Genomic DNA, 12,469 nt, shown 5'->3' on the forward strand with positions numbered 1-12,469 from the left:
TCCTCAATAAACAAAAAGATTATAGATATGCAAGGAACCATTATTGTGGTAGACGATAATAAAGGGGTGCTTTCTGCCGTCAAGTTATTGTTGAAGAACAACTTTGAACGTATCATTACCCTCACCTCACCTATCACGCTGCCTGCCGTGCTGCGTGAAGAGAATGTACAGGTGGTATTGCTCGATATGAACTTCAGTAGCGGACTCAATACCGGCAATGAAGGGCTTTACTGGTTGCACGAAATAAAAAAAATGCAACCCTCATTGCCTGTCGTGCTCTTTACTGCCTATGCCGACATTGACTTGGCTGTACGTGGTATAAAAGAAGGTGCGACGGATTTCATCGTAAAACCTTGGGATAACACCCGATTGGTGGATACACTGTCAGCCGCTTGCCGAAACAGTTCTAAGGGAAAGAAAAAAGCGGAACTCCACCGGGTGGTGTCATCTATGTATTGGGGCGAAAGCAATGCCATGAAACAGTTGAGGACACTGATAGAAAAGGTAGCCCAAACGGATGCAAACATCCTGATTACCGGAGAAAATGGTACTGGAAAGGAAATGCTGGCACGCGAAATTCATGCCCTTTCCGAACGATGCCGACGCAATATGGTGACAGTAGATATGGGGGCTGTTACCGAATCTTTGTTTGAAAGCGAATTGTTCGGGCATGTAAAAGGTTCGTTCACCGATGCACATTCCGACCGGCAAGGAAAATTTGAGGCGGCTCACGAAGGTACTCTCTTTCTGGATGAAATAGGTAATTTGCCTTATCACCTGCAATCCAAGCTCCTCACTGCCATTCAGCAGCGTAGTGTGGTGCGTGTGGGCAGCAATGAACCCATTCCTGTAGATATCCGTTTGATTTGCGCCACTAATTGCAATCTGGAGGAGATGGTACTCAAAGGCAGGTTTAGGGAGGATTTATTATACAGAATCAATACCATTCATATTGAAATACCGCCTTTGCGCGACCGAAAGGAGGATATTATCCCCCTTGCCGAACGGTTTATCGACCGTTTCTGCAAACAGTATGACAAAGGAAATATCATTCTTTCCTCCTCTGCGAAAGACAAGCTGCGCGAGCATCCCTGGTATGGAAATATCCGGGAATTGGAACACGCTATTGAGAAGGCGGTCATCATTAACGAAGATGGGATACTGAGTGACGAACATTTCCATTTTCCCCGCAAAGCCAGTACACCTCCTGCCGAAGCGACCGTCTCTACATTGGAGGAAATGGAGTTGCAGATGATTCAAAGAGCCATGGAAAAATGCAACGGAAATCTTTCGGCCGTAGCTGCACAATTGGGAATTACGCGTCAGACTCTATATAACAAGATGAAGAAATTTGGTTTATGATAAAAAAGATAACCGCTAGTTTTATTTTCCGTCTGCTTGTTGTCATTGCATTGACGGTAATGGGTGTATGGCTGTATATGCAGCATAACTGGCTATGGCTATGTATCGTTGTTCCCCTGTTTTTCATTTCAATATATTGGTTTCATCGCTTGTATACCTATAATACAAGAAAAGTGGCTTTTCTGCTCGATGCCATTGAGAATGACGACCCGGCTGTGCGATTCTACGAACATACCCCCGACAAAGACAATTCATTGGTCAACATGATGCTGAACCGCATTGCACGTATCTTGTATAACGTAAAACAGGAAACGGCGCAACGTGAAAAGTACTATGAGCTTATTCTTGACTTTGTAGAGACAGGTATTGTTGTACTGAACAGTAAAGGTTCTGTTTATCAAAAGAATAAGAAAGCAATGCAACTGTTGGGCATGGATGTCTTTACACATATCAAACAATTGTCCCGCATTTCTGACGAACTGAAAAGAGTGATGGAAGAAGCTCTTCCGGGAGATAAGTTGCAGGCACAGTTCAATACAGAACGCGGTACCATCCATTTGGCATTGCGTGTGTCGGGCATCCATATCAAGAATGAGGAGTTGCGCATTATTGCTCTCAGCGATATCAACCGTGAGTTGGACGAGCGAGAGATTGATTCATGGATTCGGCTTACCCGTGTCCTTACTCATGAGATTATGAACTCTCTTACTCCTGTCACTTCATTGAGCGAAACCTTATTGCAATTGCCGGGAGCAGAGAATGAGGAGATGCGCCAAGGGTTGGAAACGATTCACACGACAGGCAAAGGGCTGATTAATTTTGTGATGTCTTATCGCAAACTGACGCGTCTTCCTTCACCGGAACCTTCACTGTTCTATGTACGTCCCTTCCTCGAGAGAATGATAAAGCTGGCGCGTCACCAGCATCCTTGCCCTCATATCAGCATTTTCCTGCATGAAGCAGAAGACGATTTGATTGTCTTTGCCGACGAGAACCTCATTGCTCAAGTGGTGACCAACCTGCTTAAAAATGCCATTCAAGCAATTGGTAACGCAGCGGACGGACGGATTACCCTGAAAGCATATTGTGACGAGCAGGAAAGCGTACATATCGAAATTGCCAATAATGGTCCGGTTATCGACCCGGAAGCGGCTGAACAGATTTTCATTCCTTTCTTTACCACCAAAGAAGACGGAAGCGGAATCGGTCTGAGTTTAAGCAAACAGATTATGAGGCTTAGTGGGGGTACATTGACATTGTTGCCTTATAAGGAAGAGGGACAGGCTACCACATTCGCGCTGGTATTTAGTTGAAACCTTCCGGACATGGTTCGGATAAGGATATAAAAAAGGCTGTGTCGAAAGATATAAATATCCGGGACACAGCCTTTTCTTTATTCTGCCGGAACAAACCGGCAAACTATCTCTTAAGCTACTCTATCCAATTTCTTCATAATGCAGAACATAAACAATGCCGAAATCAGACACAGAATGATAAATACGCTCCATACTTGCCACAAGGGAAGTGTGGTACCCCACAACCATGAGCCTACGGCTGTCAGCATATTACCAATGGCAGTAGCTACAAACCAACCACCCATCATCATACCTTTATATTTGGGAGGAGCCACTTTCGATACAAATGAGATACCCATCGGAGAAAGTAACAATTCACCAAAGGTAAGTACCAGATAAGTAGAAATTAACCAGTTGGGAGATACTAAAGTAGCAGTACCGTCGGCCATTGCCGCAGCCTGTTCACCTGAACTGGGCAGACCGAAAGAACCTATAGCCATAATCAAGAAACCTACGGCAGCTACCAACATACCTAATGCAATCTTACGCGGTGCAGAAGGTTCTTTTCCTTTTCTAGCTAAATAACCGAACAAAGCAATAGATACCGGGGTAAGAGCTACTACAAAGCAGGGATTGAATTGTTGGAAAATAGGTGCGGCAACCGCTGTTGATTCGGGTAAAGTGCTGTATTTATAAATCAATCCGCCGACAGCTGCCATAATAACCAATGCAGAAATAGCCTTTCCTTTGCCTGTCTTGCTTTGTACCAGGCTGAAAAGAGCATAAACGATAAAGATACACAGTAACAGGTTAGTTACATCGAATGCCATACTTTCCAAACCGGTAGAACTTTTAGCTGTAAACTCGTCAGCAAACATAGTCAGTGTCAAACCATTCTGATGGAATGCCATCCAAAAGAAAATTACTACCGCAAATACCAGACAAAGTGCAATGATGCGTTCCTTTGTCTCAGCTGCTGATATTTCCTCACTTCCTGCCTTCTGGCTGCTCTTGCCTGCATCCTTACTACCACCCTCTACATGACGGAAAGTACTGCGGAATGCATAATAAATAGCGATGGAAAGAATCAGGGAAACACACGCAACAGCAAAAGCAAAGTGATAAGAAGCTCCTTCACTGACTCCCAATGAATTTTGAGCATATTTCATAATTTCAACAGCAGCAGTCGGGGCAAAAAGAGCACCGATATTGATAGCCATATAGAAAATAGAAAAAGCAGAGTCGCGTTTAGCTGCATATTCCGGAGCATCATACAGGTTTCCGACCATTACCTGCAAGTTTCCTTTAAACAAACCGGTACCGCAACTGACAAGCAGCAAAGCGCCACCCATACCGGCAACAGCCAGGGTTCCGCTACCTAACGGCAAAGAGAGGAACAAATATCCCAGAAACATGATGATAATACCGATAGTCACCATTTTGCCATAACCGAAACGGTCGGCCATGATACCGCCCAAAAAAGGAAGGAAATAAACTAATCCCAAAAAAGTACCATAAATAGCTCCTGATACCTCCGGAGAAAATCCAAAATTCGCTTTCAGGAATAATACAAAAACTGCAAGCATTGTGTAATAACCAAAGCGTTCGCCGGTATTGGCGAGAGCTAATGCGTATAAGCCTTTAGGCTGTCCTTCAAACATAAGTAATAAGATTTATAATTAATAGTTAATATTGATTTTTTGCAAAGATATAACTTTTAGTCAATCTGAAAAAAAAAGAACCACGAAAGTGGCTCTTTTTGTATGATTATTCGATGAAAAGGGATGTTATTTCCGCTTTGGCTTCTTTAATAAGGTCATCGGGAGCTATTTTTATTTGTAATCCCCGTATGCCGGCACTGATATAAATAAACGGATATTCAGTGCACGTTTCATGTATATAGGTGGGAAAGTGTTTTTTCATGCCGATGGGAGAACAGCCGCCACGGATATATCCCGTCAAAGGCAATAGTTCTTTCATCGGAATCAAGTCACATTTTTTATTGCCCGATACCTTGGCAGCCAATTTTAAGTCTACTTCATGTTCTCCGGGGATAACACAGACAAAATAACCTGTTTTGTCTCCGTGAAGTACCAAAGTCTTAAATACTTGTTCTATATTTTCTCCCAAACTGGCAGCCACATGAACGGCGCTCAAATCGTTTTCGTCCACCTCATAAGGAATAAGTTCATAAGAAATCTTAGCCTTATCAAGCAAACGGGCTGCATTTGTCTTTGCTATTTTCTCTTTCATACCGGATAATCTTAATGCTTTAATTCTTCTTTAATAAATTGAGGTGTATAGCCTTTCTTGCTCTTGGCTACCTCTTCGGGGGTTCCTGTAGATAGAAGTTGTCCTCCGCCACGTCCTCCTTCCGGCCCCATATCTATGATATAATCCGCCAGTTTAATGACATCCAGATTATGCTCGATAACGATAACCGTATTTCCTTTGTCCACTAATCTGTCGAGCACGGTCATCAGTACACGGATATCTTCAAAGTGCAGACCGGTGGTGGGTTCATCCAATATATATAAAGTTTTTCCCGTATCGCGTTTGGAAAGCTCTGTTGCCAGTTTCACACGCTGGCTTTCTCCGCCTGACAAGGTGGTGGAAGGTTGTCCCAACTTGATATACCCCAGCCCTACTTCCTGCAAGACTTTTATCTTATTCAGAATCTGCGGTACGTTCTCGAAGAACTCTACAGCCCGGTTAATAGTCATATCCAGCACATCAGCAATGGATTTTCCCTTAAAGCGAACTTCCAACGTTTCACGGTTATAACGTTTGCCGTGACATACTTCACATGGGACCAAGACATCCGGCAGAAAATTCATTTCAATGGTCTTGTAGCCGTTACCACCACAAGCCTCGCAACGCCCTCCGGCCACATTGAACGAAAAACGTCCCGGTTTATAGCCGCGTATCTTCGCTTCGGGCAGATTGACAAAAAGATTTCTTATATCCGAAAATACTCCGGTATACGTTGCCGGATTGGAACGGGGTGTTCGTCCCAAAGGAGATTGGTCTACGTTCACCACCTTATCTATATTTTCCAGTCCTTCTATGCTGTCGTAGGCCAACGGGTCTTGCAAGGAACGATAAAAATGCTGAGACAGGATAGGTTGCAGGGTGTCATTGATTAAGGTGGACTTTCCACTACCCGACACCCCTGTCACACAGATAAGTTTTCCCAATGGAAACTCTACATCCACATTCTTCAGGTTGTTTCCTCTCGCACCTTTCAGCCATAAGGATTTTCCGTTTCCTGCCCTTCGTTCAGACGGAATCTCTAGTTTCATCTTGCCATTCAGATACTGAGAAGTCAGTGTGTCTGTCTGAAGCATCTCCTGCGGGGTTCCGGCAAATACAACCTCTCCTCCCAAACGGCCGGCTTTCGGCCCCATGTCTACCACATAGTCTGCAGCCAACATCATATCCTTATCATGTTCCACCACAATGACAGAGTTGCCTGTGTCCCGAAGTTTCTTCAATGAATTGATAAGCCGCAGGTTATCGCGTTGATGCAGTCCGATACTCGGTTCGTCCAAAATATAAAGAACATTCACCAATTGGGAACCGATTTGGGTTGCCAGACGAATGCGCTGACTCTCTCCTCCCGAAAGTGATACCGATGTCCGGTTCAGCGACAGATAGTCCAGCCCCACATCAAGCAAGAAACGCAAACGTGTACGAATTTCCTTTAATATCTCACTCGCAATTCTGCGCTGTTTATCTTCCAGAAACTCATCTACCGTCATCAGCCAGTCATACAACTCATTGATGTCCATACTGGCCAATTCATAGATATTCTTATCGTGTATGCGGAAGTGCAATGCTTCCTTATTCAATCTGGCTCCCTTACATTCGGGACACACATCAGTCTTGGCAAACTGCTCCGCCCATTTCTGTGCTGTGGCAGAAGCATCTTTCTCCTGCATCATCTGTATGTACTTCACTATTCCTTCATACGTCACAAAATAGTCGGAGGAAGTATGGATGAGGCTGCTTTTTATCTTAATCCGCTCATCGGAACCATAAAGAATTTCATCAATGGCTTCGTCTGTCAAGTCCTTGACTGGGGTCTTTATACTGAAATCATATTTCTCAAGCAATGCTTCTATCTGCCAGAATATCATTGCATTTTTATACTTGCCCAAAGGAGCTATGGCACCTTCATAAATAGATAATTCGCGGTCAGGAATCACTTTGTCCACATCGATAAGGTTGACATACCCCAATCCTTTGCATCGCGGACAAGCCCCTTGCGGGGAGTTGAACGAAAAATTGTGTGGAGCAGGTTCTTTGTAGGACAATCCTGTAACCGGACACATCAGGCGCTTGCTGTAATGGCGCAGCGTTCCTGTTTCCGCATCCAATATCATAATCAGTCCATCCCCCTGTTGCATGGCGGTAGCGACACTTTGTTTCAAGCGTTTCTCGTCCTTTTCATTTACAATCAGCTTATCAATGACAACCTCTATGTCATGATTCTTATAACGGTCGAGTTTCATGCCGTGAACAATCTCACGCACTTCGCCGTCCACACGCACATACAAATAGCCTTTCTTCCGCACTTGTTCGAAGAGTTCTTTATAATGACCTTTACGTGTACGCACCAGCGGAGCCAGCATAAAAATCTTCTTGCCTTGATAATCCTTATGAATCAGTTCAAGAATTTGTTCTTCGGTGTACTTCACCATTCTTTCTCCCGACAGATAAGAATACGCAATACCTGCACGGGCAAACAGCAAGCGGAGATAGTCATACACTTCGGTGGTTGTTCCTACGGTAGAACGCGGATTTTTATTCGTTGTTTTCTGCTCAATAGAAATCACCGGGCTCAATCCCGTAATCTTGTCTACATCAGGACGTTCCATTCCACCCAGAAAATTACGGGCGTATGCAGAGAATGTTTCTATGTATCTGCGTTGTCCCTCAGCAAAGATAGTATCAAACGCCAATGATGATTTACCGCTACCGCTAAGTCCGGTTATCACAGTCAGGCTGTTACGTGGAATTTCTACATCTATATCTTTTAAATTATGCACACGGGCACCGTATACATTAATCAATTCTTTGTCTTCAATCATATATTTATGCTTTCAGCTACTTTTGATAGGCAAAATTAATGCTTCTGAACGAAATAATTAATTAAAAAGCCTAATATTATTTGCTATTCTTTCTATATAATGTGAATAAAACAGTTTTTTTTGTACTTTTGCCCCTCAGTATAATCAACACACTACAAATGAAATTTATTCAAGCATTATATCTGGTCGCAGCTTTGTCTGTCGCTCCTGTCGGAATGATGGCTCAGACGCATTCCTCCAACAGCTATTTTCTGCACACCATCACTAAAGGGCAGAGTTTATATTCGATAGCCAGTATGTATAACGTTACTACTGCCGACATCATTAAACTGAATCCGGGAAGTTCCGAACAAATAAAAGCCGGTGAAACGTTGAAGATTCCGCAGAAGAACACAGGAAGCGAACAACAAACGTTCCATACCATTCAGGCGGGAGAAACTCTTTATAAACTTACGCAGCGATATGGTGTCACAGCACAACGTATATGTAAGGCCAATCCGGGACTGAGTGCGGAAAACTTCCGTATCGGACAGGTTATTGTTATCCCTGCACAAACAGAAAGCAGCGAAGAGACAATTATCAATGAAGTTAAATCAGCCGAAACTGTTCCCCCCGCTTCCACCCCTTTAAAGCCCAAATGCAGGGATATGCATCGGGTGGAAAGAAAAGAAACGATATATAGCATCAGCCGGCTATATGGTATAACGGAAGCCGAACTGATTGCGGCCAATCCCGAACTCCGCACAGAGAAGCTTAAAAAAGGAAAGTTCTTGTGCATCCCCTATGCGTCTGCCGGAAGCACTCCAAAGGGACAAGGACAACCGGTGTCGCCGACCGTTATCCCGACCGATGACGAACTCTTTGACAAGAGCAAGAAGGAAAATCCTAAGATTTCTACTATAAAAGCAGCCGTTATGCTTCCGTTTATGGCCGACGGCAGCGGTAATCGTGATGAACAAATCCGTATGGTAGAGTACTATGAGGGTTTCTTGATGGCAGTAGACAGTTTGAAAGAAAAAGGTGTTTCCATTGATTTATACACTTATGATACATACAATAACACCTCGTCGATAAAATCCATTCTTGCCAAAGACGAGATGAAGAACATGAATATCATCTTTGGCCCTGCCTACCCGGAACAGGTTAAACCGGTAGCCGATTTTGCCAAGAAAAATAATGTCCGTCTGGTGATTCCATTTACTTCAAAGGGTAATGAGGTATTCAATAATCCGTCCATTTATCAGATTAACACACCTCAATCCTATCTCTATTCGGAAGTATATGAGCATTTTACCCGCAAATTCACTAATGCCAATGTGATTTTCCTGGATGCAGAGGATGGCGATAAAGACAAAGCGGATTTTATCAAGGGGCTGAAAGAAGAATTGAAAAGCAAACGCATCCCTTTTACTGAACTAAAAGGTGCGGCCATTACCCCCGAATCATTGAAGGAAGCCATGAACACTATTTTGGACAATGTATTTATTCCGACTTCCGGCACAAACATTGCGCTGATTAAATTATTGCCGCAGTTAATTGTTACCCTGCGTGACAATCCTGATTATCGGATGCAATTATTCGGCTACCCCGAATGGCAAACTTACACCAACGACCATTTGGCCAGCTTTTATGAGTTGGACACTTACTTCTATTCTTCTTTCTATACTAACAATTTGTTCCCCGAAGCTATCCAGTTCTCTTCTGCCTATCGCAAATGGTATAGCAAGGATATGTCGAACACATTCCCCAAATATGGCATGTTAGGATTTGACACAGGGTATTTCTTCCTGAAAGGATTATCACAATATGGAAGCAACTTGGAGGATAAACTGAATAAAGTGATTGTCACCCCTATCCAGACTGGCTTTAAATTTGAACGCGTAAATAACTGGGGAGGCTTTATCAACCGGAAAGTGTTCTTTGTCCATTTTACGAAAAACTATGAATTGATTAAACTCGATTTTGAATAATGAAGAACTATAAATATATAGGCATATTGGTGCTGGCATGGCTATTCACTTTGCCGGCAGTTGCACAGTTGGGTGAAGAACGACATAACTTTGCAGTCGGAATAAATGGAGGACTGAACATGAACTCAGTCAGTTTTGACCCCAAAATTAAACAGAACACCTTGAACGGCATGGAAATGGGGGTCACTCTGCGCTATATGTCTGAAAAATACTTCAAGATGATGTGTGGGGTGCAGATGGAAATCAATTACTCACAACGCGGTTGGAGTGAAAAGATTGAGGATGGTTCTGAAAACACATACAGCCGCACCATGAACTATGTTGAGATTCCCCTTTTTGCTCACCTCGCTTTCGGAAAAGATGCATTGAACCGCGGGGTGAAGTTCTTCATAAACATGGGACCTCAAATCAGTTTCTTTTTAAGCGATAAAGAGAAAATGAGCGATAACTGGGACACTTCCAGTCGTCCCAATGGCGTGACAGAACAATACGGTAAGGCTGTAGAAAACAAATTCGATTATGGTATTGCAGCCGGTGCGGGACTGGAATTGAGCACAGGTATCGGGCACTTTCTGTTGGAAGGACGCTATTACATGGGGTTGGGCGACTTCTATAAAAGTACAAAGAAAGATTACTTCGGCCGGTCTGCCCACTCCTATATAGGTGTGAGGGCGGCCTATCTATTCGACATAACCAAATAAAGCAGGCCCTTATTCGGAGAGGTTTCTTCAACGGACAAAAGCCTGCCTCCTAACACGTATATATGTGTGGCCTGATGCGTACGTACGTGTGAAGTCAAAACAGGTTCTTTGTTTACAACCAGCCAATCTCACAAAAGATTTTTAAAGGAATAACAGCGATAATTATTTTTTCAGATTTCCACATTTTTTCTCTATCAATAGACTATGCTCATCGATTAATCTATTGATACTATCGTTAGGAAGTTTGAAAAATGTAGAGTCAATACTATACAGCTGGGTAAACAAACATCTGCAATACTCTTTGGCTTGTATTGTATCTACTCCTCTTTCTGCCATGACTTTTACAAATGCCGCAACATTCTTATCTAAATGTTTTTCAAAAAGAACAGTATTACTTTCCTTTTTATTATTACATCCGCATACAAATGAAGCCAGCACTAAGCATATCAACAATATCTTTTTCATAAATTATCCGATTTTATTCATATTCATGCCAAGAGAAAAGCCAGTACCACCGTCATCCCAAATACAACCGGAACATCCACATGTACAACTTGGTGGAAGTGGGGAGCCACTGCCATAATTCATATTAGATTCAGGAAAAAGGCATCCTTCTGGACCTGTTGTCTCATAAAAACATGAAGGAGGGAAGAAGCCTGTTCCTTCAACTTTTTTTATTACCTTGTCAGACAAACGAATTTTTTCTAAACTCTTAATCTTTTTCATATAATCGAATATTTAATGGTTCACGATAATTTAAAAAAGTTCTCTTTGGAAGATTAAGCATAGCACTTTCTAGTTTCTCATATAGCTCATCTTTATTTAATAGCATGATATATTTTTTCAATTGCAGACAAATATTTTTTCTCACAACTTCACATTCGTCTTTATTAGGTAAATGAAATTTTCCATCATTCAAAAGAGCCGCTGGACATATTCCACAAAAATGTACAGCCCAACAACTATGACATTTTCCATTCCTTATTACGTGATAATACTGTGAATAAAATCGTTTTATTCTATTTAATGATATTCCAGTGCTAACATCACCTAATTTAAATGAATAATCAGACTTATTACATATGTGAATATCACCACTAACAGAAACAAAAATATTATCGACTCCCGCTGGACAAGTTAACCATTTTTTATAGATGCAACATGATTGGGAATTTTCATACGCTATTTTACTGTCTAATGCAAACAAATTTTCAATTTCATTCAAAATTCCTTTTTGAATTTTGAAAAATTGCACAAGATTTTGAACTGGCATGCTATTAAGTTGGTTCAATAACAAATCAAAATCTGCTAACTCTTTTTTTTCATTTATTCGTTTTCTTTTCCCTGGAAGATATTGATTCTTCACCTTTTGTGGATAGAGTTGAAAATTTAAGACCTTTGAATCCAATGTATATATACCATATGTTTTTATAATTGAATTCACGCCCTGATTTCCTCTAATATTATTAGCCAATACCGCTTGTATGACCACATATTTTCTACAATATTCAGGTGCTTTTTTTATAAGAATATCAATATTATGGCTGACACGAGAAAAAGAGCCTTTATTATTAGCAAAAACTCTATTTTTGTCATGTTCCTTTTCACCACCATCCAAACTAATAAATAAATAAATTTTACCAGATATAAGAAAATCTAAAATTTCATCATTTACTATTGTAAAATTTGAAACGACAGAATATACAAAGTTGTCTTTTTCTATTCCATATTCATGCCACGGCAATGACTCTATATAGGCTTTACTTTTTTTTATTAACTCAAAGTTAGTAAAGGGTTCTCCTCCCCACCACGATATCCATTTGAAACTCTTTTAAAAGCATTTGTATATATCAAGTAATAATAGTCAACAGCCTTTTTCATTGTTAAATCATCCATTTCAATTTCACTATGATGGCGTTCCGACAACTGATTACTAAAAAGGCAATATTTACATCTTAAAGTACATTTTTCCGTAACCTCTATCGTAAATTTTCTCGGGATATATTCTTCAAATTTATTAAGAACTAAATTTTCTATCTCATTTTCAT

10 protein-coding genes are annotated in these 12,469 nt (G+C 41.5%); 4 read left to right on the forward strand and 6 right to left on the reverse strand.

The features are described from left to right. Positions 1 to 21: 21 nt before the first annotated feature. Together QYT14_RS09070 and QYT14_RS09075 are read left to right on the forward strand one after the other, a co-directional pair. Complete coding sequence (locus QYT14_RS09070; RefSeq protein ID WP_288324517.1) at positions 22 to 1,362, forward strand: sigma-54 dependent transcriptional regulator; 1,341 nt, start codon at positions 22 to 24, stop codon at positions 1,360 to 1,362. Continuing rightward, on the forward strand, positions 1,350 to 2,675 hold the full coding sequence (locus tag QYT14_RS09075) for an ATP-binding protein (RefSeq protein WP_288324516.1): 1,326 nt from the start codon (positions 1,350 to 1,352) through the stop codon (positions 2,673 to 2,675). Before QYT14_RS09070 ends, QYT14_RS09075 begins: the two co-directional genes overlap by 13 nt. Positions 2,676 to 2,788: 113 nt before the next feature. Here the strand turns inward: QYT14_RS09075 and QYT14_RS09080 are convergent, their stop codons facing one another. From QYT14_RS09080 to uvrA, 3 genes are all read right to left on the reverse strand, one after another. After that, entirely contained in the window at positions 2,789 to 4,318 is a 1,530-nt protein-coding gene (locus tag QYT14_RS09080; RefSeq protein WP_237037785.1) for a peptide MFS transporter, read from the reverse strand. A 106-nt stretch (positions 4,319 to 4,424) separates the two neighbouring features. Then, positions 4,425 to 4,910: a Cys-tRNA(Pro) deacylase gene (gene ybaK / locus QYT14_RS09085; protein WP_237037786.1), complete on the reverse strand. Its 486-nt coding sequence runs from the start codon at positions 4,908 to 4,910 to the stop codon at positions 4,425 to 4,427. Positions 4,911 to 4,921: 11 nt separating this feature from the next. Next, entirely contained in the window at positions 4,922 to 7,750 is a 2,829-nt protein-coding gene (gene uvrA / locus QYT14_RS09090) for an excinuclease ABC subunit UvrA (RefSeq protein WP_288324413.1), read from the reverse strand. Positions 7,751 to 7,908: 158 nt separating this feature from the next. Here uvrA and QYT14_RS09095 point away from each other — a divergent pair, with 158 nt between their 5' ends. Both QYT14_RS09095 and QYT14_RS09100 read left to right on the forward strand, forming a co-directional pair. Beyond that, positions 7,909 to 9,720 carry a LysM peptidoglycan-binding domain-containing protein gene (locus QYT14_RS09095; RefSeq protein WP_288324412.1) on the forward strand — a complete coding sequence of 604 codons (1,812 nt, stop codon included), beginning with the start codon at positions 7,909 to 7,911 and terminating at the stop codon, positions 9,718 to 9,720. Then, complete coding sequence (locus QYT14_RS09100; RefSeq protein ID WP_237037789.1) at positions 9,720 to 10,421, forward strand: porin family protein; 702 nt, start codon at positions 9,720 to 9,722, stop codon at positions 10,419 to 10,421. The genes QYT14_RS09095 and QYT14_RS09100 overlap by 1 nt, the downstream gene beginning before the upstream one ends. A gap of 162 nt (positions 10,422 to 10,583) precedes the next feature. Here QYT14_RS09100 and QYT14_RS09105 read toward each other — a convergent pair whose 3' ends face one another. Genes QYT14_RS09105 through QYT14_RS09115 form a run of 3 tightly spaced genes read right to left on the reverse strand, consistent with a single transcriptional unit; the run spans position 10,584 to position 12,165 of the window. After that, positions 10,584 to 10,886, reverse strand: coding sequence for a hypothetical protein (locus tag QYT14_RS09105; RefSeq protein WP_288324411.1), 303 nt, complete (start codon positions 10,884 to 10,886; stop codon positions 10,584 to 10,586). A 3-nt stretch (positions 10,887 to 10,889) separates the two neighbouring features. Continuing rightward, on the reverse strand, positions 10,890 to 11,147 hold the full coding sequence (locus QYT14_RS09110; protein WP_288324410.1) for a hypothetical protein: 258 nt from the start codon (positions 11,145 to 11,147) through the stop codon (positions 10,890 to 10,892). Next, a complete protein-coding gene (locus QYT14_RS09115) occupies positions 11,134 to 12,165 on the reverse strand; it encodes an SPASM domain-containing protein (RefSeq protein ID WP_288324409.1) in 1,032 nt (343 codons plus the stop codon). Before QYT14_RS09115 ends, QYT14_RS09110 begins: the two co-directional genes overlap by 14 nt. Between the last annotated feature and the right edge of the window lie 304 nt (positions 12,166 to 12,469).

The organism is uncultured Phocaeicola sp. (genome assembly GCF_948499155.1).
In the GTDB taxonomy this organism is placed as follows: domain Bacteria; phylum Bacteroidota; class Bacteroidia; order Bacteroidales; family Bacteroidaceae; genus Phocaeicola; species Phocaeicola faecalis.